Source organism: Pseudoalteromonas sp. Z9A5 (assembly GCF_011378875.1).
In the GTDB taxonomy this organism is placed as follows: domain Bacteria; phylum Pseudomonadota; class Gammaproteobacteria; order Enterobacterales; family Alteromonadaceae; genus Pseudoalteromonas.
In genome coordinates, this window is sequence record NZ_WTLC01000022.1 from 24,962 (window position 1) to 50,482 (window position 25,521).

Annotated in this window: 21 protein-coding genes and 1 tRNA gene; 19 read left to right on the forward strand and 3 right to left on the reverse strand. The window is 34.3% G+C overall.

All coding sequences use genetic code 11. From position 1 onward, the window contains the following. Positions 1-11: 11 nt before the first annotated feature. Entirely contained in the window at positions 12-1,337 is a 1,326-nt protein-coding gene (locus GQR56_RS12465; protein ID WP_166111910.1) for an outer membrane beta-barrel protein, read from the reverse strand. 350 nt (positions 1,338-1,687) lie between these two features. Continuing rightward, positions 1,688-1,763 (reverse strand) — tRNA-His (locus GQR56_RS12470). Between the two features lie 285 nt (positions 1,764-2,048). On the opposite strand from GQR56_RS12470, the gene GQR56_RS12475 reads away from it, so the two are divergent. Continuing rightward, positions 2,049-2,867 carry a mechanosensitive ion channel domain-containing protein gene (locus tag GQR56_RS12475; protein WP_166111913.1) on the forward strand — a complete coding sequence of 273 codons (819 nt, stop codon included), beginning with the start codon at positions 2,049-2,051 and terminating at the stop codon, positions 2,865-2,867. 189 nt (positions 2,868-3,056) lie between these two features. Continuing rightward, on the forward strand, positions 3,057-3,839 hold the full coding sequence (locus tag GQR56_RS12480; RefSeq protein ID WP_166111916.1) for a DUF481 domain-containing protein: 783 nt from the start codon (positions 3,057-3,059) through the stop codon (positions 3,837-3,839). A gap of 159 nt (positions 3,840-3,998) precedes the next feature. On the opposite strand, the gene GQR56_RS12485 is transcribed toward GQR56_RS12480, so the two are convergent. After that, entirely contained in the window at positions 3,999-5,918 is a 1,920-nt protein-coding gene (locus GQR56_RS12485) for an acyltransferase family protein (protein WP_166111919.1), read from the reverse strand. A 634-nt stretch (positions 5,919-6,552) separates the two neighbouring features. Between GQR56_RS12485 and GQR56_RS12490 the strand changes: the two genes are divergently transcribed. The 17 genes from GQR56_RS12490 to GQR56_RS12570 all read left to right on the forward strand — a co-directional run bounded on the left by GQR56_RS12490 (position 6,553) and on the right by GQR56_RS12570 (position 25,512). Beyond that, positions 6,553-9,168, forward strand: a complete 2,616-nt coding sequence (locus GQR56_RS12490) for an SLBB domain-containing protein (protein WP_166112054.1) — start codon at positions 6,553-6,555, stop codon at positions 9,166-9,168. A gap of 272 nt (positions 9,169-9,440) precedes the next feature. Next, the gene (locus GQR56_RS12495) at positions 9,441-11,213 is read left to right on the forward strand and encodes a hypothetical protein (protein WP_166111921.1); all 1,773 of its coding nucleotides are present in this window, start codon (positions 9,441-9,443) and stop codon (positions 11,211-11,213) included. Between the two features lie 76 nt (positions 11,214-11,289). Continuing rightward, on the forward strand, positions 11,290-12,006 hold the full coding sequence (locus GQR56_RS12500; RefSeq protein WP_166111924.1) for a thioredoxin domain-containing protein: 717 nt from the start codon (positions 11,290-11,292) through the stop codon (positions 12,004-12,006). A gap of 100 nt (positions 12,007-12,106) precedes the next feature. After that, positions 12,107-12,511: a type II secretion system major pseudopilin GspG gene (gspG, locus tag GQR56_RS12505; protein ID WP_166111927.1), complete on the forward strand. Its 405-nt coding sequence runs from the start codon at positions 12,107-12,109 to the stop codon at positions 12,509-12,511. Next, the gene (locus tag GQR56_RS12510; RefSeq protein WP_331461422.1) at positions 12,486-14,159 is read left to right on the forward strand and encodes a GspE/PulE family protein; all 1,674 of its coding nucleotides are present in this window, start codon (positions 12,486-12,488) and stop codon (positions 14,157-14,159) included. The genes gspG and GQR56_RS12510 overlap by 26 nt, the downstream gene beginning before the upstream one ends. After that, a complete protein-coding gene (locus GQR56_RS12515) occupies positions 14,156-15,346 on the forward strand; it encodes a type II secretion system F family protein (RefSeq protein ID WP_166111930.1) in 1,191 nt (396 codons plus the stop codon). Before GQR56_RS12510 ends, GQR56_RS12515 begins: the two co-directional genes overlap by 4 nt. Next, positions 15,333-15,833 carry a prepilin-type N-terminal cleavage/methylation domain-containing protein gene (locus tag GQR56_RS12520; protein ID WP_166111933.1) on the forward strand — a complete coding sequence of 167 codons (501 nt, stop codon included), beginning with the start codon at positions 15,333-15,335 and terminating at the stop codon, positions 15,831-15,833. Before GQR56_RS12515 ends, GQR56_RS12520 begins: the two co-directional genes overlap by 14 nt. Continuing rightward, positions 15,823-16,224, forward strand: coding sequence for a type II secretion system protein (locus GQR56_RS12525; RefSeq protein ID WP_166111936.1), 402 nt, complete (start codon positions 15,823-15,825; stop codon positions 16,222-16,224). Before GQR56_RS12520 ends, GQR56_RS12525 begins: the two co-directional genes overlap by 11 nt. Then, a complete protein-coding gene (locus GQR56_RS12530) occupies positions 16,205-16,891 on the forward strand; it encodes a type II secretion system protein (RefSeq protein ID WP_166111939.1) in 687 nt (228 codons plus the stop codon). Before GQR56_RS12525 ends, GQR56_RS12530 begins: the two co-directional genes overlap by 20 nt. Beyond that, the gene (locus GQR56_RS12535) at positions 16,875-17,714 is read left to right on the forward strand and encodes a type II secretion system protein GspK (RefSeq protein ID WP_166111941.1); all 840 of its coding nucleotides are present in this window, start codon (positions 16,875-16,877) and stop codon (positions 17,712-17,714) included. Before GQR56_RS12530 ends, GQR56_RS12535 begins: the two co-directional genes overlap by 17 nt. Further along, a complete protein-coding gene (locus tag GQR56_RS12540) occupies positions 17,714-18,673 on the forward strand; it encodes a hypothetical protein (RefSeq protein ID WP_166111944.1) in 960 nt (319 codons plus the stop codon). Before GQR56_RS12535 ends, GQR56_RS12540 begins: the two co-directional genes overlap by 1 nt. Continuing rightward, the gene (locus tag GQR56_RS12545) at positions 18,664-19,212 is read left to right on the forward strand and encodes a hypothetical protein (protein ID WP_166111947.1); all 549 of its coding nucleotides are present in this window, start codon (positions 18,664-18,666) and stop codon (positions 19,210-19,212) included. Before GQR56_RS12540 ends, GQR56_RS12545 begins: the two co-directional genes overlap by 10 nt. Then, complete coding sequence (locus GQR56_RS12550; protein WP_166111950.1) at positions 19,209-19,697, forward strand: hypothetical protein; 489 nt, start codon at positions 19,209-19,211, stop codon at positions 19,695-19,697. The genes GQR56_RS12545 and GQR56_RS12550 overlap by 4 nt, the downstream gene beginning before the upstream one ends. Beyond that, the gene (locus GQR56_RS12555) at positions 19,694-21,742 is read left to right on the forward strand and encodes a secretin N-terminal domain-containing protein (RefSeq protein WP_166111953.1); all 2,049 of its coding nucleotides are present in this window, start codon (positions 19,694-19,696) and stop codon (positions 21,740-21,742) included. Before GQR56_RS12550 ends, GQR56_RS12555 begins: the two co-directional genes overlap by 4 nt. A gap of 8 nt (positions 21,743-21,750) precedes the next feature. Then, complete coding sequence (wcaK, locus tag GQR56_RS12560; protein WP_166111956.1) at positions 21,751-23,004, forward strand: colanic acid biosynthesis pyruvyl transferase WcaK; 1,254 nt, start codon at positions 21,751-21,753, stop codon at positions 23,002-23,004. Beyond that, entirely contained in the window at positions 22,995-24,230 is a 1,236-nt protein-coding gene (locus tag GQR56_RS12565; protein WP_166111959.1) for a glycosyltransferase, read from the forward strand. Before wcaK ends, GQR56_RS12565 begins: the two co-directional genes overlap by 10 nt. Next, positions 24,220-25,512, forward strand: coding sequence for an oligosaccharide flippase family protein (locus tag GQR56_RS12570; protein WP_166111961.1), 1,293 nt, complete (start codon positions 24,220-24,222; stop codon positions 25,510-25,512). The genes GQR56_RS12565 and GQR56_RS12570 overlap by 11 nt, the downstream gene beginning before the upstream one ends. The last annotated feature ends 9 nt before the right edge of the window (positions 25,513-25,521 follow it).

Here is a 25,521-nt window from a genome sequence, read left to right on the forward strand (position 1 = left end):
AGTACCTTAAATTAAAATGAGTAAGATGCGCTTAAATTAATATCTAAACGGTCATATTCGAATAAAGAAATATTGCTGGTTTTATCTTGGTAATTGGCAGCTAGCTGTATTGCTAAATCGCGATTAACTAAATAACGAACAGTTGTTGAGAGCATAAAGAGGTTATCGGCACGCTCTTGTAAAAATAAAGGGTGATCATCTTGATAATTAATCCATTGGTATCCAGCAATTGACAGTAATTGCCATTGCTTAGCTAATTGAGTGTTAGCTTGGTAATACAAGCTAGTAATATTGCGGCTATTAAATTCACCTTCTGTTATATCCGCTTCTTCATTTTTTGCATTAACACTCAAGCTTTGAAACCAACGGCTAGTTGCATAGCTAGCGCCTGCATTTATTGCATAAAATGAGTTATCTAGCTTTTCATCAAACTTATTGTTCATTATCCCAGCGGTTACAGATCCAAATAAATTAACTTGCTTATTTAGCTTAAAGTTAGTGCCTGCGGTTAAAGCTGATTCAGTACGATAAAGTTCACCATCAAGCATTAATGGAGCTGCACCGGCTTGCACGTACCAACTTATATCGTTTTGATTATATTGATAAGCAGCATTTATCTGGGCATTAATACGGTCGTATTGACTCAACTCAGCAAATTTATACCATCCAGCATTAATGTTTAAAGTTACTAAGCTTTTTTGATTGATAGGGTGTGAGTATTTACCTCTATAATTTAATCGCGCATAGTTATCTTGTGTATTTTTACTCTCTGGAGATAATAAAAACTCACCTATATCAGGAATAATAATTGTATCTTCTGCTGTACCAGCATTAACGTTACCATCCACGCCAAGGGCAAATTCAACATTTTGGGTATAAAAACGTCCAGTTTGTTGTTGCTTAAGGGCTGTAGAATTTAATAGCGATTGCGCTGATTTTTTTACGCTATCAGATGTTTGAGATGAGTTAATAAGAATTAAAGCTTGAGTATTAGCTGCTGGTAAATTGTCGACCATTAAATAGGCTCTAGCTAAATATAGCCGAGCTTCAAACCATCTAGGGCTGTTTTCTACTACACGTTCAAAGGCAAATACCGCAGGCGATGTGTGACCTGAGTTAAGTGCAGAAACACCAAGTAAAAAATCATAAGCAGGTTCACCTAAGTACTGATATTGATCACTACTTTTTTGATAAGCCTGTGAATATTTTTTTTCAGAAACTAATTCTTTTAGTTCAATCAGTAATTTATTGTATTCGTTATCATCTTTAGCTACTGAGCTAAAACTGAGTACAACCAAGTAGCCGCACAGAAAATACCCTAATACCTGTTTAATCATGCTTAATTTTATATCCCATAAAAAGTTTGAACGCATCATCAATAAAAATGGTGCTTAAAATAGAAACCTAGCACTTTGTGTACTTATATATGATTAATACAAACACATTAGTTAACTAATTGTTATTAGATGATAGGTTGAATTTTACACATTTAATATTTATTTCAAACTAATCACATAAAAAGAGCGCGCTGATTAAGTATTTTAGTTCTAAAAGTATATTAAACATTGATTTAATAGCTGTATTTAAATGGGAGATTTTAATTATTTAAGGTGTTGATTAGTATTTAGGAGGTACTACTGAATGTTTTTAAAACGGGGAAAAGAGTTTTTACTTTAAAAGAAAAAATTGGGGCGATTGACGGGGCTTGAACCCGCGACAACCGGAATCACAATCCGGGGCTCTACCAACTGAGCTACAACCGCCACAACACACCTTTGTTGGTGTGGCGCGCATAATACATAAAATAATAAATTTTGTGAAGCCCTAAAGTAAAAAAAAGCAAAAAAAATAAATGAATGAATATTTATTACCTAAAATAGTTAAAGTTTTATAAATGTTCGCTAATATATAACGACACATAAATGTATCTAAAAAACAGAAAGATGTTTCATTTTATAGTATTAATTCACTATTTAATGAGAATTAATTGTAAATTAATGTATAATCGTTGCAGAAAAAAACGCTTAATATAAACATTTGGAGTAAATATGGATTCAGTACTTAATTGGCTTAACGATAACTCAGGCCTAATTTTACATTACGGTATTCAAGCTGTGATTGCGCTTGTTATCTTTCTGCTTGGTAGTCGTATTGCTAAGTTTTGTTCTGGTTTAACTGAAAAAGGCTTCGCTAAAAAGAAAGTAGATAAAGCTGTTGGTTCATTTGTTTCAAGTATTGTGTACACACTTGTGTTTGCTGTAACTATTTTAATGGCACTTTCGCAAATCGGTATCGAAACTACATCATTCATTGCTATTTTAGGTGCTGCAGGTTTAGCTGTTGGTTTAGCATTACAAGGTTCACTTTCTAACTTTGCATCTGGTGTGTTAATTATATTACTTCGCCCTTTCAAATCAGGTGAATTTGTTGAAGCAGGCGGCAAAATGGGGACAGTTAAGAAAATCGAAATTTTCTCAACAGAGCTTCGCACTCCAGACAACAAAGTAATTATCGTACCAAACTCTCAAATAATGTCTGGTGCTATTACTAACTTCTCACGAGAGTCTACTCGTCGTATCGACTTAGTAATTGGTGTTGGCTACGATGCCGATTTACGCCAAGCTAAAGATGTTCTTAAATCTGTATTAGATGCAGAATCACGTTTACTTAAAGACCCAGCTTATACTGTTGCAGTAAATGAGCTAGGCGATTCAAGCGTAAACTTTGTTGTGCGCCCTTGGGTTAACTCAGCTGATTACTGGCCTACATACTGGTCTTTAATGGAAAATATTAAGATTGCATTAGATGATGCAAATATTACAATACCATTTCCGCAAATGGATGTTCATTTTCACAAGCAAGACTAATTTTTTAAATACCTATTAAATTAAGGTTTTACTTAATTATTGTAATAACAAAGCAGCTCATACTTGGCGAATTTGATATGTAGTATTTTTACATGAAAATTATTAACGTCATTTATGAGCTGTTTTGCTTGCTCTAACAGGTAACGGTTTAATAAAATAGATATACATTTATTCAAAGGTTATTTTTTAATGAAATTAAAGCTTTTATCAATTTTAGTTGCAGCGTCAGTTACAACTAACGCATTCGCAGAAGACGCAAAACAAAGAACCTGGGAAGTTACTAGTGAACTAGGTGCAATTATTACCAGTGGTAATACTGAAACAACCACGCTTAAAGGTGGCATTAAAGTACAGCACAACCTTGAAAACTGGAATAATGAATACAAAATAGACGGCATCTACAAAGAAGATGAAGTTGAAGATGATGATGGTAATAAAGATAAACAGCGTACAAACGAAAAGTACTCTATTTCAGCACAAGGTAACTACAAATTAAATGATGATTACTCTCATTTATTTATTTATGGTTCACATGTGTCAGATTACTTTGGTGCGTATAGAAGTGAGTCTGTAATTTCAGCCGGTTACGGTATGCGTTTATTGAACGAACAAAACATGTGGCTAAATGCTGAAGTTGGTCCTGGTTATAAATACTTTGAATACCCAAATGATAGCTCTGAAGTTGACGACAACGGCAACTCACTTGCTGGCGAATACGAAGGTGAAGTAATTGCATTAGGTAAATTAGATTACAACTGGCAGATTTCTGATAATGCACGTTTTACTCAGCTAGTAGCTGTTGAATACGGTGATACAAACACTAAAACGCGTTCAGAAACCGCATTACTTGCAAAAATTAATGGCTCTTTACAAATGAAAGTTGCTTTTAATATCACTAACAACTCAGATGTTGCTGATGATAAAGAAAGTACTGATACTGAAACGTCATTTACATTAGTTTATAGTTTTTAATTAACTTTATAAAACTTAATAAAAAGGGACGAAAGTCCCTTTTTTATTAATTTAAGAATAATGAATTTATTAAAAAAAATTAGCAACTACTTTAAATTGAATTACTTAAATTTACGATTTAATTATACTGCCTCTATTTTTAAATAGTTAATGGAAAAATTATTTAGAAGCCATTTCCTCTAACAATATTTTTTTAATTTTAGAGCTAATAACTGTTTGGGCGATGTACATTGACCCTTCAAGTGATAAATGACCGTAATCCCAAATTAAAGGTGTGTTTTTATCATCTATCTTAGCTAGGCATTTGTTATTGTCGTTGCATAAAGCATCAATAATAGATATATAGTTTATTTTACTATCGCTATAACGCTCTTTAAGGATTGAATTAATTGATAGTGTTTCTTCTACAAAATATACATCTTTAATGTAGCGTTCGCTGGGGTTAAAGTGCCTTTTAACTATAGCTTTAGGCAAAGATGGTCTCCACTGTGGTACTGGACCAATTAAAAGTATTGATGCATTTATGTTATTACTATCTAAGTAATTTTTAATTTCAAAGTAGTTATTTTTATCATGTTCTAATTTTTGCGCTAAAATTATAATTTTAGGTTTTATTTGTAAGATAGCATTTTTAGCTTTTGTATTTGATTTATCACAAGCAATTTTAAACTCACTTTTAGTGAGTATATCCTCTTTAACTAAGGGGCGGCAGCCTGATGTTGCAACTTGGTTAAATACAGTTTCAGTAAAAGTCGACCTTAATCCATACGATAAAGCTTGAGCGTGTGAGTCTCCCCATAGAAAAATACCGCCTTCACCATTATTTATACAAGAATCAGGAATATCATTTATTTTAGCTTTATTGCCGTCAAAGAAATTGCATTCTTGCTTATATTCAATATTTACATATTTAGATACATAATTTTCTTTTTGATATTTCTTCAAATATAAAGCATCTGGAGAGTTTGCAGCTGCTCTAAACTTCCAATTTACTCCATTAGAGATAAATATAATTATCGAAGAAAAACTAATTACTAACACGTAATGCAAAGGTTTAAATTTAAGAAGATTAATGAAGGTTATTTTTTCTATTTTATGTAATTTGATACATTCAATATATTTATATGATAACCATCCAAGTAATACTGATAATATAATATAGATAATAGGGGAGTGATTACCTCCACTACTTTCGTAATAGTAAACTGTAAGTGGCCAGTGCCATAAATAGATGGAATATGACCAGTAACCTAATTTTTGAAATACTATGTTACTAGTTAGAAGACTGTCATTTTGGTTAGCTTGAAGGATTAAAAAAGCACCGAAGCAAGGTATTAAAGCTAGGTATCCTGGCCATATATTTTCCTTACTTATGAATATATAAGATCCTAAAATTAAAAAAAAACCAAGCCATTGTGTCATTTTTTTACGATTACTACTAATATCTAAAGGGTATAAATAAGCAATTCCTCCTAGCATCATTTCCCAAGCTCTAGAGGGTAAAAAATAATATGCAAAATTAGGTGACGAATATGTAATATAAACGCAATAAATAAACCCTAAAATGGTTCCAATTAAAAGAACAATTTTTATTCTTTTTACAGACATTATTTTTTGCATTACAACCAGCAATACCGGATATATAAGGTAAAACTGCCATTCAACTGATAACGACCAAGTGTGTAGTAGCCATTTTTCATGTGAAATGGCATCGAAATATCCAGACTCTCTCCAATAAGCAATATTTGAGATGAATCCAATGCTACTACCAGCGTGTTTACCTAATAATTGAAACTCAGAAGGGATTAAAAAAAACCAACCAAAAACTAATAATACAAAGCAAAGTGCAGCTAGAGCTGGAATGATTCTGCTTGCTCTCGCAAGATAAAAACTAATTATTGAAAAACGCTCTCTCTCAAATCCCCTTATGATGATACTGGTCATCAAAAAGCCTGAGATTACAAAAAAAACATCGACACCTGCAAATCCTCCAGGCATCCAAGATGCATTAAAATGAAAGAGTACAACAGCAATTACTGCAATAGCTCTAAGCCCGTTAATATCTTTCCTAAAATTCATAAAACTGATGCACCTCCATGTAAATATTTGCCGATTATATAAGTAAGATCAAAGCTAAAGCAAAATAACATTACCTTATATGCTTAAAAACTTAAATTAATAGGAATTTAGATAAGTAAATTAGGGAGTGTTAACTTTTGTACTAAAACTTTCCAATTTGAGGTGATTTAGTTATGAGTTGATCTCTATAGTTAGGCGGGCTAGGTAGTGAATCCAAAGCTACTATAACGTCTTTAAAAATAGAGTAAAGCTAGCGCATACGTATTTTTTGTTGGTAATAAAAGTAAATCGACTTAGGGAATACTTAATAGGATACACCTTGCATTTGGTTGCTTACTGTTCATATTCGATAGTCAAACTGTACAAGATTAACTTAGTCTAAACATAAAAACACGTATCATAATGAGATAGTGTAACTAAATAAAAGCAACCTTACATGATGCGACAAGGGAATTTTTAAAATTACTTATTTTAAAAATTACACACTTTAGTCTTTATGGCTCGGAGCTTCTATTTAAAAGTAAATAATGTATTATAGCGGGAAATTTTGGTTCTTGATTTAGGGATATACTTACCAGTGAATGTTTTTAAACGATGTTTTAGTTTTTTATTATTACTTTCTAGTTTCCATTTAATGGCTTTTACGCCTACGGCGGCACAGCTAGAAAAGTTTAAGAAACTACCAAAAGCTCAACAAGAGGCACTTGCCGAGCAATATGGTGTAGATGTATCGACGATCGCAGGTACTAATAAATCGGAAACTCAAAGTAGTTTAGAAAACCAGCCAACAATAGGTCAACGGTCGGAACAAAAAGAAGAAGAATTAACCGACGAGGATCGTTTTAAACCTCAAATTGAAGAGGTCAAACCTTACGGATATAACTTGTTTGCGGGTGAGCCAACAACGTTTATGCCTAGTGAAAACGCCGCTGTACCTGATACCTACCTAATGGGGCGGGGAGATCAATTAACTATTAATTTCTACGGTAAAGAGAGTAATAGCTTTGATGTAACGGTAGATCGCGAAGGACGAATTAGTATCCCAAATCTAAGCCCTGTCGATGTAGCCGGATTAAATTTTTCTGAGGTTAAAGAGTTAATTAAAGCTAAAGTTGAGCAAGAAATTATAGGTGTCAAAGCTTTTGTTTCACTTGGACAGCTGCGTAGTATGCGAATTTTAGTTTTAGGAGAAGCATATAAACCAGGAAGTTATAGCGTATCTCCTTTAACAACTATTTCTCATGCTTTATTTGTAAGTGGTGGTGTATCAGACATTGCTTCATTAAGAAATATCCAAGTTAAAAGAGCGGGTAAAGTTGTCGTTAATTTTGATCTTTACGATTTACTTATTAATGGTGATAGTAGTAAAGATATTGTATTACAGCCGGCTGATGTTGTTTTTATACCAGCTGTAGGCGCACAGGTTACAGTTGAAGGGTTGGTAAAACGCCCTGCTATATTTGAGCTTAAAAAAGGCGAAACAGCTAAAGATTTATTACATATGGCAGGAGGATTAAAACCTGATGCCTATGCTCAAAGCGTATTCGTTGAGCGCTTTAGTCACCAGCGCAAAGAGATATTATCGATTGATTTTTCAAAAAATAATATAAGCTATATCCCTCAAGCAGGTGATAAAATTCGCTTTAACCCAATAAGCTTACAATATAAAAATTCTATTAGCCTTATTGGCGCTGTAGCTAGACCTGGCAATTACCAATGGTATAAAGGGAAACGTATTTCTGATGTACTTAAATCGGTTAGAGGTGATTTACTACCCCAGGCTGATTTAAGTTATGGCTTAGTCGTTCGAGAAGTAAATATAAATGGTGATATCGACATTTATCAATTTGATGTAGCGCAGGCGATTATAAAAAATGACGATAACGATTTTGAACTTCAAGCAAATGACAAAATCATGGTTTTTAGTCGCTTCGAAGAAAAAGAAGCAGAGCTAGTTGCACTTGAGAATATGGCTTTAAGTCAAAAGCAACAGCAAGAGCAATTAAAAGCAAAGCAATGGCATGAGTTTGAGAAAAAAGAGTTTGAAAAATATATTGGCATAAATGAAAAAGGCGAAGAATTAGTTCTAGATGATAATAAAATACTAACTATTGCCGAGTTTTCAAAGCGTAAAGCGGAAGAGGACCAAGAACTTAAGCCTGAAGATTATGCACTATTCAGTCGTCATAACTTACTCGAACCAATTATAGCGAAGTTAAAACAGCAAGCCTCATTTAATAACTCTATGCAATTAGTCGAGATAGCTGGGACTGTAACTTATCCTGGTATATATCCATTAATGATTGGCGGAAAAGTAAGTGACTTGATTTCTGCGTCAGGAGGTCTTTTAGAATCAGCCTATATTAAGCAGGCTGAAATAACACGTGTAGTTAGCTCCGATACATCAAAAATAGAACATATCAAATTTGATTTAGAAAGTGTTTTTAATGGAAATGCAGAAAATAATATAACTTTACGTAGTAAAGACAGTGTTAATATTTTTGCAATACCTAACTGGCAAGAAAATGTAAAAGTAGAATTAAAAGGTGAACTAAGGTTTCCTGGTACTTATACAATTCGCAGAGGTGAAACGTTAAATGATTTACTAAAACGTGCAGGTGGTTTCTCACAATTTGCAGAGCAAAAAGCAGCGGTATTCACACGTAAATCAATAAAGCAGCAAGAAGAAGAACAACTAGCGCGCTTATCATCAGAATTACGTAGAGATATAGCATCAAAGAGCTTTCAAAACTCAGAGTCAGGAAGTTCATTATCTTACGACGATATGACCAAGCTATTAAGTGATATAGCAAGTGTAAAAGCAGTCGGGCGGCTTGTGATTGATTTGCCATTAATAGTGAATAATCAACAAAATTTAGTGCTTCAAAATGGCGATCAGCTTTTCGTGCCGAGTAAGCGTGACTCGATTAGTGTTATTGGTGAGGTTAATTATTCTACTTCTCACTTATTTAAAAATGGAATTGATATTGAAGATTACATTAATCAAAGTGGGGGAATGAAATCTCGAGCTGCAGAAGATCGTATTTATGTAATAAAGGCGAATGGCTCAGTAAAAATTCCTAATAAAGGTAATTGGTTTGCAGCTAGTGAGTCAGAGCTGCTGGAGCCTGGCGATACAATAGTGGTGCCTTTAGACGCCGAACACATGGATAAATTAACCCTTTGGAGTAAGGCAACTCAAGTGTTATACCAACTAGGTGTTGCGGTTGCTGCATTAAGTGCTTTGTAAAAAAAGTTAATGCTTTAAGTTTAATTAAAATCAATAGGTTATTCCTTTTTTTAGCTTTTTATTTGAACGAAATGTGTATTTTTTTTAATAAAACCTTGAATTAATGTGGTTAAGTTATCATAATTGCCCCACCTCGAACTGATACTTCATTTGAGGAGTATTGGAAGAGTTTAAGAATATTAGTTTTCGTTGTTTAATTTAAAACAACGAAAATAAATTTTAAAACTGAACTGTACCCATCGGGTACTAATTAAATGGTCAAGGAGATAAAAATGAAGCGCTTTTCAAAAATCGCTCTAATCCCTGCAGCAGTAACAGCTGTTTTAGCAGGTAATGTATACGCTGGTACGGAAGCATGTTTTGAAGTTTACAAAAATGCTGATAACACTGGTGTTTCTGCATTTGACACTAAGTACACTGGCGCAGCTTGTGTAACACCGCGTACAACTGCTGGTGGAGCAACTTTAGAAACTCTTAATGAAACAAGCATTGCTTATGAATTAACTGGTAACCTTAGCATTGATTTCGATGATATCGAAGGCGATGGTACTTTTGGTGATCAGCAAATCATCTACATCCCAACTACCGATATCCCAGGTGGTTCTAAAATTGAATTTGAAATTACTGGTGCTCTTTTTGACGGTAATGCAAACCAAGTTCATTTAGTTAAATTAAATGACGACGGCGATATTGAAGCTATCGGTTCTTCAGATGGTACAGTTGATGGTACTAACGTTATCACTATCATTACAAAAGATAATGTTGTTGGCGCTGGTACTCGTCTAGCTTTCTCTCGTGTAGCTACAGGTAACGAGTTTGCTGTTGATCCAATTGGTATCAAAATTGCTAACGAAGAATGTACTACTGCAACTACATCTAAATCAGTAAGCATCAGAGCTACTGAAGCTATCTCAGATGGTGGTACTGGTTTCAGTATTCAAGGTGGTGTATCTTCATTCGTTAAGATCGCAGATATTTCTCCACAGTTTTATGCTTTCCAAGACGGTACAACAGCTGTTGGTGATGTAAACGCAGAAAGCAGCAATGCTGCTGGTCAAGCTGTTACAGCACGTACAGAGTTTGTTTTTGATGCTGATGCTTCTAAACAACTTGTTGTTAGAAAAAATCAAGTAATTTACAAAACTGCTTTCTACGACCGTGGTGCTACTCTAGACCGTAACATCGTATTAACTGTTTCTGATAAACTAGAAACTTCATTTGTTGCTTCAGTAATGCCTGGTACTACTGTAGATATGGGTCTTTTCAACTCTCGTACAGCTGCTACAGGTGTATTAGCAACTCAAGAGCCAGTTGAAATTGGTACTACTTGGGGTGACTTTGGTTTAACTAAAGCAACTGCTCCAGTATACGAAACGTATGCACTTGACGTATTCACTCCTGAAGCAACTGGTGGTGATGTTGAAACAAACGCTAAAACTTCTACTAGTAACTTATTTGGTGCTGATTACAACCAAATGTTTTACGCGGTAACTAATACTTCAGCTACTGGTATCATGAACTTTAACTACGATGTTAATACTCATTATACTTTAGACTTTGGTAACGCAGATTACATCGACCATTGTGAGCTTAGCAAAGTATCTCATGAAGTTGGCGTTAACGGTGCTGTACTTAAAGTTCCTTACGTTGTAAACGGCGAAGGTAACTTTGTACGTGTAACTAACGAACATGATGAGTCTGCAGAAGTTACTGTTGATGTATTCGGTGAGTCTGCTAATGGTAATACTAACAACCGTAAAGTAACTGCTGTTAAACTTGGTACTGTTGCTGCTAAGTCTTCTGTTGTTTACTTTGTACCTAAGCTTATTGAAGAAGCTGTAGCTCAAAAAGGCTACACTGGCGCAGACGGTGGTTACTCTGAAGGTGCTTTAGGCGCTAACACTACTTCAAACAGTAAACGTCATTCATTGACTTTCACTGTAACTGCACCACGTGACCTTGTTCACGGTGTAGCTGTACAACGTGTAGCCGGTGCTTCTGACCGTGTAATGCCTGTACTTGACCAAAATGAGTGGAGCCAATAATTAACAACTAGTTAATTATTAGCCGATAAACCCTCGCTTTTGCGGGGGTTTTTTTTGTTGAAAATAAGGAATATTAATGAATAAACTATTATTACTTTGTTTTGTCGCTATTTTATCTGGTTGTCAATCGGTACAAAACAACGAAAACACAGAACTTAAACAAGAGCTTGCACAATTAAAAGAAGTTCAAAGACAAATTGCCGTTAAAGTTGGATTAGGTTCGCTAGTTCGTCCAGAAAAAATTGAATTGTCATCAGATGCTGTATTTATTGGCTCTAAAGATGCTGAAATTGTGATGATAGAGTTTACCGACTTACATTGCCCATACTGCAAAAAGTTTCAACAAACCGTATGGCCTGATTTTAAGGCTAAGTTTGTTGATACTAACCAAGTTGCTGTTTCTGCAAGGGAATTACCATTAGCTAGTTTGCATCCCAAAGCACCTTACGCAGCTGTTACACTTCGCTGTGCCTATAATCAAGGGCAGTACGAAGGTGTAAAAAATCGTTTATTTGAACTTGGTAACTCAATGGAGCAAAACTCATTAGCTGAGATAATTAACGATTTTGAGCTAGACGAAGAGCAATTTAGCGCATGTTTAACCGATACCGGTATTCATAATATTATTACGCATTCTTTACAAGATGCTGCTGAACTAGGTTTAACTTCTACACCAACTTTTATCATTGGTAAAAAGGAAGGTAACTCTATTGTAAATTACGAACTTATTTCTGGTTCTGGTAGTTTAGAAAAATTTGAATCAGCAATCGACAAGGTACGTCAATCTAAATAGTTTATGTAGTTACATTACTGCGTGGCTATGATAAATTTGGGAGCTGAATTTAAAGCTCCCTTTTTATTCGTATTATTAGTAACACTTCATGGATTTGATTATGAAATACAAATTTAAAAATGTCGGTTTTACACTCGTAGAACTATTAATTGTAATGGTGATTTTAGGCCTTTTAGCTTCCATTGTAGCCCCAAGAATGTTCAGTAAAGTCGACTCTGCTAGAGAAGGCACAGCTAAAGCACAAATGCAGGTAATGGCGACATCGCTAGACTCATACCGCTTAGATATTGGTTATTATCCAACTAAACTAGATGAATTATTAAGCAGCTCTAATAAGCTTTGGGATGGTCCTTACTTCCCACAAAAAATCCCATTAGACCCATGGGGAAATGAATACAGCTATAGTGCAAGTTCAGATACAAATGGCGATATGTTCTCTTTAAAAAGTTTTGGCAGAGATGGCAAGCCAGGTGGCGAGGGTGAAGACGCTGATGTGGAACACTAAAGTAAGGGAATATGTAACTCAGCACAATCTCATTGATATAAATAGAATGTCTCAGGCGCTTGAATATCAAACAACTACAAACGAAAAGCTAGATATACTTTTACTAAATTCTGGCTGGATCGATGAAGACCAATTGTGTGCAATGTATGCAAATTTACTCGGTTGTAAAGAATGGGTTGGTCCAATTGAGTTAGAGCAAGGCAGTATAGAAAAAATAAGTAACGTGAATAGCGAGTTCTTGCTGGCTGCGCATTTGCTGCCTTTAGGGATCGAAGGTAAGACCTTAAAGTTAGGTTTCACCTCTCCTCATAATAAAGATGGTTTAGATTACATACGGTTTTTAGATTTTGATATTGAATTTTATGCACTAACAAAAAAAGATTTTGAATTACTTAGCGAGCAATTTAAAGCTTTGTCACAAGAACAACCTGAACTTGTAGGGTACTCAGACAATGTAGCTGTATTAAAAGAGCTAGCGCTTGGAGCACCTACTGTAAGCTTGGTAAATAGCCTTATAAATAAAGGCGTAAAATTAGGGGCCTCAGATTTACATATTGAACCTGTTGATGGTCGCTACCGTGCGCGATACAGAATTGATGGTATTTTAAAAGAAGCCGACCCTATTCCATATAGTTTACAATTAGCTGTTATTTCAAGAATAAAAATATTGTCTGGTATGGATATCGCTGAAAAGCGTCGCCCACAAGATGGTAAAATAGAAATGAAAGCTGGTTCTACGGATTTAGATATTCGTTGTTCAACTTTACCACTTGGTGTTGGTGAAAGTGTGGTAATGCGTTTTTTAATAAAAAATGCAGTTAAGTTTGATCTCGAAAAATTAGGATATTCTGAAGATCTGATCGCCTTTATAAATGAAGATCTTAAACGAACTTCAGGCGTTATTTTAATGACGGGTCCCACTGGTTCAGGTAAAACAACGTCATTATATTCATTTTTGAATCAAATAAATAAGCCAGATATTAAAATTATCACATTAGAAGATCCTATTGAATACCAACTTCCAGGTGTAAACCAAGTTCAAGTTAACTCAGATATAGGTTTTGACTTTTCGGCTGGTTTAAGAAGTATAGTACGACAAGATCCTGACGTAATAATGGTTGGTGAAATCCGTGATAATGAAACTGCTAAAATCGCGCTACAATCAGCTTTAACAGGTCACTTAGTGTTTAGTACCGTGCACACAAACGATGCCCCTTCTGCATACACACGTCTAATGGATTTAGGTATTGAAGAGTATTTATTAAACGCAGGCTTGGTTTCTATAATGGCACAGCGATTAGCAAGAACACTATGTAGTCACTGTAAACAGCCGCTAGGTCCTGAAGAAAGTAAACATTTTCATGAAAAGTATTCATTACATCAACTTACAGTGCCTAATCAAAAAGGGCTCTACCAAGCTGTAGGATGCGAGGAATGTGAAAACAGTGGATATGCTGGTCGAGTTGCATTTTTAGAGTATTTACCATGTGATAGTGATATTAAAAGAATACCTAAAGATGAAAAGCTATTAGATAATCTTTATCAATTAATGGCTGATAAAAACTTACGAAGCTTAAAGCAAGATGGACTACTAAAAGCGTTGCAAGGGATTACAACGATTGAGGAAGTTATGAGGGTTGCGGGATGAGCCAGCTTTTTAAGTTTAAAGCATACTCACATAGCGGAGAATTGGTTAATGGAGAGATCACCGCAGAGAGTGAAAAGGAAGCATTTTCTAACTTAAGAAAAGACTATAAATTAGTTATTAAAGTCAGTGCGGTTTCCCAAGCAATACAACGTAAAAGAATAACACTCTCTGATTTAGAGCAATCGACTAATCAGCTTTCTACATTGTTAAAAAATGGCTTAAAAATAGATAAAGCACTTTCTGTATTAGTTAAATCAAATCGAAAGTCAGCAATTGGTTTAGTATGGGCTTCGGTTTTATCAGATATAAAACAAGGGGCTTTATTGAGTGATGCTCTTGGAAAACGACCAGAAACATTCTCTACTTTGTTTGTTGAAATGGTTAAAATTGGCGAAAGTACCGGTAATTTACCACAGGTATTTAGCCGATTAAGTCAAAATCTGTTATTTCAAAATGCACTCAGAAATAAAGTAATTCAAGCAATTACATACCCGTTTTTTATTCTAATAGTTTGCGTACTCGCAATTTGGGCAATATTTAACTTTGTTATACCGAGTATGTCTACAATGTTTGAATCGGTAAGTGATATACCAAGTTATACGCAATTACTTATGGATGCTTCAAAATGGATACAAAATTATCAGATACATTTATTAATATGTATTGTTTTACTGATAACTGGCGCTGTTTTTGCTTTTCAAAAGCATGAATTAAGGCTCAAAATGATTCAAGCGACAGTTAAGCTCCCTCTTATAAAAACTATTGTAAAGCAGTCTGATCGTATTCGCTTTGCAACCTCTTTACAGCTTACCCTTGAAAGCGGTGTGAGCTTGTCTAATGGTTTAGAGCTAGCAAGTGAAACTGTTTTAGACCCTCAACTAAAAAAAAGCCTCCGAAAAATTGTAGTAACAGTGTCATCTGGTGGCATTTTGAGCGATGAATTGGCAAAGCTTTCACTCTTTGATGATATTGGTATTTCATTAATATCGGTAGGTGAGGAGAGTGGCACATTAACAAGCTCTTTTACTGAGATAGCAGAAAGAGCACGACTGAGTTTTGAGCAATGGCTAATCAGGTTTACAGCAATGTTAGAACCTTTACTCATTTTAGTTATGGGTGGAGTTGTTGGCTCTGTAGTAATAACAATGTTACTAAGTATAGTATCGATAAACGATGTCTCTTTCTAAATACAAAGGCTTTACATTAATAGAGCTGCTCATAGTTTTAGTCTTAATTGGTCTAACTACTTCATTTGTTTTGCCTAATATGTGGCAGCAATTTGATCAAGCTAAATTTTACAGCGAAAAAAAACAACTAGCATCAATTATAACGTTTACAAAAGAGTATAGCGTTTATAAAGGAGGCTCATTAACATTGGTTGTGTCTGATAATTTTTTAGAAGTTTATGAAGAAGATAAGCCATTAAAAAAAGCAGACGACGAGAAACTTGATGACAACAATATTATTAGTACAGAGCTAGCAGTTGTGGCACCTGATACAAATGAAGAACCGAATGAGCGAGAAACAAAGGGACATTTGGTTAAACGTATAGACTTTAAAACATTTACGCTAACCCCTGTAACGCATGTATTTAATGCCAATAATTACTTTAAAAAAATTAGCTTAGTGATTACCTCTAAGGGAACAAATAAAAGTGAGAAAATTGAAGCATAATAAAGGGATGACCCTTATTGAGGTATTAATTGCTTCTATTATTTTATTTATAGCCGTTAGTGCCATTAGCTTTGTTATGCGCTCATCTTTACTACATGAGAAGCGTTTAATGAATAATGTTGAACGTGGATTATTAGCCGAGTATATTCGCGATGAAGTGAGCTATCAGTATCAGTATCAAAACGTATCAGCGGGAACCTACGATATAAAAAATAGTACATATACATGGGTCTTATCTGTATTAAATTCTCAACCAGCCATACGCTTTATATCCTCAGAGTCCGAAAATACAACTACCACGACAGATGACAATATAGTGCTGTATGAAGTTACTGTTACGAAAGATGATAAAAAAATATTGAGTTTTAAAGATGTATATTGGAAGCAATAAATGTAATCAATCAGCTTTTACATTAGTAGAAGTGCTTGTAGCAATGGTTATTTTTTCTTTAGTGATGACCTTATCAGTTACCAGTTATAGGTATTCATTATCGACCCTTACAAAGGAAGACAAAAGTTACAAGGTTAAAACGCTAACAACAGTAAAACTAATTAATAAACAAATACGTTCACTTATCCCCTTTATATACCGCACAGAATTAAATGAACAGGTGCCTTTTTTTGAAGGTGATTCTAATAGTGTGTCATTTATAACTGATAAACCCATACAGGTTGATTCACCTATGGCTGTAATTACATTAAGTATTCGTAATAAACGCCTAGAGTATTGTGAAGCTGAATATGGCTCTTTTTTACTTGATAACATAACCCGAGAGGATCTTAGTTGTGAATCTCCGATTATATATATGCAAGGAGAGGGAGTAGAGTTTAGTTATTTTGGTTGGAAAGATGGCTTTGAATTAAGTAATTATTATTCAGAATTTTTTAGTATAGCTGTAAAACCTAAACCAATGTGGTCAAATGTATTTTCAGCAAAAAAAAGAAAAATATTACCTCTTTATATAAAAATAAATACACGAGAGCAATCTGCAATTATGTTAAAAATACCGCAGTTAAATTCTTTTGAGCAGGGAGCAACAAATGCTTTCGAAGGCTAAACATAATCAAGGGGTCGCTTTAATAATTGTTTTAATGATTACTGCTGTTATGGCTGTAATTATGCTTTATATGACAGGGCAAGGGCAAAATAACGCTCGATTAGCTGGCATATTGAAGCAAAGTACAGATGCTCAATTAAGCTTAGAGAACGCGCAAGCAGAGTTAATTTATAGCTACATGACTACTTCATTTAGTATTTTAGGTCCTCGAGATGACTTTCAAGGTCAATCAGTCACAAATGCTTTTACAAAAAACTTGGCTAGTGAAACAAAAGAACTTGCAGACTATAGCGTGTCAGTTCAAGACATAAGTGGTTTGGTGTCACTTGTACCTTTTAATAAGTCAGACTTTAATCTTTTATTACTTAATCAAGGCGTAAGTCAAGATGAGCTGCTTAGAATTAGTGATCGTTTGGATGATTGGCAGGATCAAGATAACCTAAAGCATTTAGAAGGCGCTGAACGTGGTGATTATAGTGAGCCCTACCTCCCTAAAAATGGTGTTATTCAAAAATCTAAAGAACTAGTTTATATATTGGGAAGTGAAGATCTTTATGAACAAATAAAACCATATATTACATTATATGCATCGGAGTACATAGTTCGACAATTTATGCCTAAATCTTTATACTCTGCCTTAGGAATTTTGGAGCAAAGTGCTCAAAATACGTCAGCGGATGGTGTGAATTACCCTAGCGGACGCTTTTTGATCAAAATCACTTCAAACAAAAATATTTCAATTACAAAAAAGTTTATACTATTACGGGGACAGGATTCTTTCAGTCCATATTCTATAACAGATGAAGAGCTGATTTTTAGATAATGAAAAATTTCTTAAAGAAGTTAGGTTCACCCTCGGCTTTTTGCCACTTTAAATACCATCTGACAACAGAAAGTGTTGTATCAAAAACAGAGAAAAAAAAGCCAAAAGTTACTTTAGCGACAGCGTGCTTAATTGATCGTAATTTATTTTGGGCTACTACACGAACATACGAAAACACACCAATAACAGAAATAAAAAATATCATTCAAGCAGAAAAAATTCAATTGCCTCCAATGGAAGGTGGTTTTTTTTGGTCAATAGATAAGTTATCGAGTAATCAATTTACTATTTCTTATTTTGTTGTTCCTGAATCTATTTTAGATAAGATACCAGAAGAATGTCGTGTTGTTATTCCATTGTATTCAGCTTCAGATGACACAGAGGCACAGCCTCTTTTAATTACGCATGCTAAGCCTTCATTTAATTATGAAAACCAACTAAGTAAAATTAATTGGTTGCAAGTTATAGGTTTATTTTTGAGTAATAAAAAGGCAGATAATAAACCTGAAAAGCTTAGCAATCGTAAATTGTTAATTGCAGTTGGTTCTATATTTAGCATAACCGCTGTTTTATTAAGTGTGTATTTAATGGTTGCAATTAATCATTACCAAGGAATAAAAACACATAACGAAACCGCCGTTAATGCAGTGTTATCAGAACGGCAGAATCGTATTAAAGAGATTAAATTAACGTCTGATTTTATAAAGTTTTTAGAAGATAATCCAAATGTCTTAAATAAATTAAGTTTAATCAATATAGATGCCGAAGGTGTTTTTATTGAAAGAGTAAAATTAATAACTAAAGGTGTTGAAATATTTGGCACATCAGAAAATTCAGCGACCAAAGTATTAGAACAGATAATTAAAACAGAATCGGTTAAAGAAGCTAAGTTTTCAAGAGCTGTAACAAAAAATAAAACGGGATCAGAGTCTTTTACCATTGAGGTTACATGGAAGTGAATACATCATCTATATCAATAAAAAAATGGGGAGTAGGGCTAATAGCTTTACTTTTGAGCTTTGAGTTTTTAATTTTTCCTTGGCTCGATTGGCTAGATACTAATAAACAAGAACTCGAAGGTTTAAAAAAGATTGTGGCTAAACAAGAGTTTGTTTTGGCATCAGAGCAGGAATTAAAAAATAGTTCTGCTCAACTAGAAGCTAATTCAAAAGAATTCTCAGGGCTACCTGTTTTAGAAAAAAACCAAGAGCCATCTTTACTTTGGTTACAAATAGTCGATGAAGCTGTTGCCCGATATGAATTAAACATAAATAATAAAGCACCTTTTAGAGAGGTGGAAATTAATACTGCCTATTCTGTTTATGCAGGGCAACTGAACGTATCAGGGGATTACAATCAAGTACTTAATTTGCTCCATGAGCTTGAAAATATTCAAGATGGAAATAGGGTAAGGCAAGTGTCACTAATACATGATAAAGCTATACCTGATCAAGTAACTGCAAATATTGAGTTTGTACGGGTATTTAAAAAATCATGAGAAATATATTAGTACTTTTATGCGCATGTATTGCGGCTTTCGTATGGGTAAGCGATTTTTTATTATTAAGTGATGATAATAGTAATAAAAAAGAGGTTAATTCATTTAATTTAGAAACGTCTAGAGTTTCACAAAAACAATTTGATATTGAGCAGTTAGCTAAAACACTCGGTGTAGATTATCAATACATAGGTAAAAATAAAGAGGATATCGTAGAGCCCGATATCATAGAAGTAACGCTCTCGTTGGTGGCAATATATACCAGTGGTGATATGGCAAAGGTTCGCTTACGGTTAAAAACTCCGACAGGAGAGGATACAATTGATGTCATTGAAGGCGATAAGTTTGAATCTTTAGAGCTGAGTAAGATCAGTGCTACAGAGGTTAAGTTGCTAAATAGCGGTCAAACTGTACAGCTTAAAATGTATAAACCACAAGTAATTAGTATTACAAAAACAAATGGTGTTGAGGAAGTAACAAAATGATTAGCAAACCATTAAAGGGATCTCTTTTAGTTTTATTAGCACTAACCATTTCAGGTTGTGCAACAAAAAGTACTAATGATAAAAAAAGTTTGATTAGTGACGATAAGATCTCTGTAAAAAGATCCATACTTAAAAGTACAGGTAAGCAAAATAGCGATATAGTCCGACAAGAGGAAGAAACTCAAAACGGAAATGATTTCAGTTCTTTAAAAATACAAGATTTAGGTGGTATTACTCGCTTAAAAGAAGATGCTAAAAAATCACCTGCGTTAAGCGGAGCACCTATTACATTTTCGGCAGATGAAATATCAATCAAGGAATTTACTAGCCGCGTATTCGACGAACTTCTAGGTCTTAATTACGTAGTAGCACCAGGCTTAGCTGCTTCAAATGACAAAATAACATTAAATATTTCTACAGAAATACCAAGAACCGACTTTTATAAAGTAGTTATAAAAACGCTTGAAGAAAGCTCAATTAGAGCTCTCAGAAAAGACAATATTTTATATTTATCAAAAACAACATCATCAGATCAAAAAAACTCCATTGCTATTGGTATTGGTAATCAAGAAATTGATATACCACAAATGTCTGGGGCAATTACCCAAATTGTTCCTTACGTTTATAGCAGTAGCCGAAACATAACAAGTATTATGAAAAAGCTATCTACTGCGCAAGTAACTGTAAATTCATTACAAAAATTAATTATTTTAGAAGGTGATAGAACTGAAATATTAAGAGCAATGAAAATAGTTAATATGTTAGATGTGCCTAGAGCATATGGACGACAAATTCGGTTAATTGAGTTTGCGCATATCTCACCTATTGAAGGCATTAAACAAATCGAAAAATTACTTGTTGAAGATGGTATGGAAGTGTCACAAGCTGGAGATGCTTCATTTGTGCCTATTCCTCGTATTAACGCATTTGTAGCCTATGCAGCGAGTGAAAAAATAATCGATCGTATTACTTTTTGGGCAAATAAAATAGATGTACCAATAGCGGGTGACGAAAGACAATATTTTATCTACAAACCTAAATATGCAAAAGCTGAAGATATGCTTGAATCAATTAGTACATTATTACTAGGGCAAACGAATACCCCTAATAGTAGTTCTAATTCTAATTCTGGTTCAGATGGAGCCGACAGCAGAAACCGTGGAAGTGTATCAAGCGAAGGTCCAATTCGCTTTAGTCTTGATAAACAACAAAATGCATTGATTTTTTATACCACGACCGATGAGTATCGTTTAGTAGAATCATTAATGGAAAAAATGGATGTACTACCAGGGCAAGTTATTCTCGATGTTACTATTTTAGAGGTAACATTAAGTGATTCTGTATCGTCGGGTATTGACTGGGTTTACCAAAATACAGGGCTTGAGCCTTCAAGCGGTCCTTTAACTAACTTTACAGGCTCACCAAGCAGTATTGTAGGTACAGTACTCAGTGGTAACTGGCAGGCTAATTTAAATTGGAATTCTACAAAAAGTGATTCTCGTGTTTTATCACGCCCTTACCTAATAGTAAGAGATGGAGAATCAGCAACTATTAGCTCGGGTGATCAGGTTCCAATTATTACGCAAACTGTACAAAATGTTGGTGACAATAACTCGGTGTCTAATTCTGTTCAGTATCGCTCAACAGGCGTAAACGTTACAATTACACCAATAATTAACTCTCAAGGAGTTATAAGCTTAAGTGTTTCAATGTCGGTAAGTAATGCGAGCGCAAATAACTTAGGTGGTAGCAGCTCTCCTACAATCACCAATCGTTCTATTACAACAGAAATCTTATCTGGAGATGGTCAAACAGTAGCACTTGGTGGTCTAATTCAGCAAACTAAAGACAATAAAGGTAATAGCATACCAGGATTAAGTACGCTGCCAATTTTAGGTAATCTTTTCAAAACAAAAGATGACGCGGTAGGCCGTACAGAACTTGTTATGTTAATCACGACCAAAGTAATTAATAACTCGAGCGAAGTTGACGAGTTTAGTGAAGCTATGACTGAGTTATACAGTACACCAATAACAATTAAATGAGTGAGTAAATGAAGTTATTATTAGTAGGTAATCACACATGTGGAAATAGAGGTGACGGAGCTATTTTAAGAGGTTTAATCGCCGAGCTAAGAAAGCAGGTACCTAATATAGAATTAGATATCTACAGTCGATTTCCTGTCAGCTCTAGTTACTTATTGAGTGAACGCCTACAAATGGATCCACTAGATCAATATCACTCATCTAGTGGTTCGTTTAAAGAACGCTTGTGGAAAAAGGTTAGTCGTCGATTTTTAGGCTATAGACTAGCTAAGCAACTTAAAGCTAAAAATTTCAAAAATTTACCAGTGCACATCAAACAGCATGTTAATACGTTAAATCAGTATGATGCTGTTATTCAGGTTGGTGGTTCTTTTTTTGTTGATTTGTACGGACCTGCTCAGTTTGAACATGCTTTATGTACATTAATAGCAGATAAAAAGTTATTTATGCTAGGGCATTCGGTTGGACCATTTAATAGCAGTAAGTACGCTAAACTTGCAAACCAAGTGTTTTCATCAGTCGATGGGCTTGCTTTAAGAGAGAGCCTAAGTCTTGATTATATGCATAAAGCATCTATTACCGATAGCAAGGTAAAAATGGGCTCAGATACGGCTTGGTTGGTACCAAACGAATTAGTGAACTTACCTAGCCATATTTCAGAATTAGCTAAATCGAAGCCTATTATAGCGATTACACTTAGAAAGCTCGCGCCATTCGACAAGCGTTTAGGTGTTACTCAGCAACAGTACGAAGAGCGTTTTGCGCTAATTATCGATGAGCTTATTAATGATGGTTATCAAGTTGTACTGTGTTCAACATGTACAGGAATTGATAGCTATCAGCGAGATGATCGAATGGTTGCATTAAAGGTGCAGGCGTTAGTTAAAAACCAAGCTCTGTGCTATGTCATTATGGATGAACTTAATGATATAGAGTTAGGTTCGTTTCTTAATACGTGCGTTTTAACAATAGGTACTAGATTGCACAGTGCCATTATTTCTATGAATTTTGGTACACCTGCAATAGCTATAAATTATGAGCATAAATCAAAAGGAATAATGGCTCAACTTGATATGCCTGAACTTTCAAAAGACATAGAGTCTTTATTTGATGGTGACTTATTAAATTCGGCAAAAGATATTTTAAATAATTTGAACCAAGTTGAGTTAAAAATGAATGTTCAAGTTGGCAAAGAAAGACAAAAAGTAAGAGAAATGATAAAGAATGCATTAAATAGCATTGCGAGTGATACATGCGAATAACTTTTTTTTTAAATCAATTCCCAGAGCCATCAGAAACCTTCGTAATAAACCAAATCATAGGGCTTATCAAGTTAGGGTATGAAGTAAATATTATCGCTACACGCAGAGGTGATTTTAGCCACAATCATCAAGCTGTTATAGACTACTCGTTAGTTGAAAAAACAACGTATTTAACGAATGAATCAGCAAAAGATAGTACGTTAACTATACGCTCAAAGCGCATTTTAAATACACTCAAACCTAAAAATATAATAAAAAAAATAAAAGCACTTAATATAAAGCATTTTGGTATTCACAGTAAATCACTACTGCTACCCAGTATAGTGAGTTGCAGCACTCACATACATGAAGCTGATGTTTTTATTGCCCATTTTGGTACTGCTGGCGTTGTAGCGAACAAAATGAAAGAGCTAAATTTATTAAACGGTAAATTAGTAACTGTATTCCATGGCTCTGATATTTCGGTTAAGTCAATATTAAACGTGTTTCAAAAGGATTATAAAAGGCTCTTTGAAACGAGTGATTTAATTCTTCCGATTAGTGAGTTATGGAAAAGTAAGTTAATAGAGTTAGGTTGTCAGGAACAAAAAATACGCGTAAACCGAATGGGTATAAATAGTCAGCAATTTGAATGTAGAGCATTCGATACTCCATTGTCTAAACCGCTAAAAATAATAACAGTCGCACGCTTTATTGAAAAAAAAGGTTTATTTGACGCGCTTTCTGCGATTAAAATTTTAAAAGATCAAGGTCTAGATTTTGAATATAGTATTGTTGGCGGCGGAAAGTTACAAGATGCAATTGAGGACAAAATTAAGGTCTTAAACTTGCAAAACTGTACTTCATTACTTGGATTTCAACCTCAAGAAAAAATAAGTAAACTATTACAAAGTGCGGACGTGTTTTTATTGCCTTCTATTACTGCCCCTAGCGGTGATATGGAAGGAATACCAGTTGCACTTATGGAAGCAATGGCTATGGGGCTAATTACAGTCTCTACTTATCATAGTGGTATTCCTGAGCTTATTACAAATCATAAAAGTGGTTTATTAGCACCAGAACATTCACCCGAAACCTTAGCACAAGCAATTACTAGCTTAGTAACTGGCGAACTAAATATTGCTAAAATGCGTGAAATGGCAAAATTAACAATCCAAGAGAAATACGAACAATCAATGTTGTATGAACAATTAGCTTCTTTGTTAGTTGAAGTGTATGAGCAATAAAAAGCAAGGATTATGGATTTTAAGCTCATCAGGCATTGCTGGGTTGAGCCAATTTGCTATCTATTTTCTTATTGCATTTTTTGGTGATGCTGAAAAGTTGGGTATACTTGCGATTGTTAATATAGTCGTTTCAGTTATCTTTTTAATACAAGATTTTGGTCTAGCAAGTTACTTCATCCACAAACAAGATATCGACAACCCGCAAAAAAATGCACTGCACTTTGTAAATTTAGGCCTAGGCGGCTTTGCTAGTCTCATTATGTTTGCATTAGCCTACCCCATATCTGTATTTTATGAAGAGCCAATAATATCCACTTGCTTATTAATTTTGTCAGTTAACTTTTTATTGTTAGGAGGCGCAGCTCAATATCAAGCCCACTTTATAAAGTCAGGTAAAAATATCTTGTTAGCTAAAATTGATATTATTAGCAAGATGAGTTTGTTAGCGGTTACTTTTTTGCTTATTAAGTCTGATGTATCTGTTTTATTTTCTTATGTATATGGGGTTGTAATTACCTCGATAGTTAGATTAGCCCTACTGCTTTTATTAGCAGAAAAAAGTTGGCACCCAAATTTTCAAGTTGATTGGACTATTGTTAAACCAGCTTTGAAATTTGGTGGTTATCAAATGGGCTCTCAAATTATAAATCAATTAAAAACCCAGTTAGATCAGATCGTAATAGGTAAAATAATGGGGTTAGAAGCCTTAGGTATCTATTCGTTCGCAAAAGAAATGGTGTTACAACCTGTAAAGTTTATAAGACCCTTAATAGGTCGGCTTTTTTATCCAAACATTGCCAAAATGCAAAAGGATAATAAAGCATTCTTAGGTTACTTAAATAGCTTTGTTACTCAGGTAAGTTTTTTAAACTTGGGTTTGTTTGTAATGATATTTTTCTTTTTTTACATATTCTCAGATTTAGTATTAGGGGATAAGTATCAAGGGTTTCTCCCTATTTTTACAATCTTATTGATCATAGGAATGTTAAGACCAATAGGGTTTGTACTAGGAGTAGCAGCCCAAGCAAAAGGGCGTGCCGACCATGAGTTTCTTTGGAATTTAATTACTTCATTTATTAGTGTGATTATTGTTTTTGCTTTTGCAAGCTTGAATGATCTTATATTATTTAGTTATGCCATGGGCGTTTTACAAATCGCTTTAACTATTTTCGCTGTAGTATATTTTTCTAAACGTGAAATTAAATTATCATTACCTACGATATTAACTATCTTGCTTCCTATTTTAAGTGTTTATGCACTATTAAATATTTATAGCTTTTAATTATTGGTT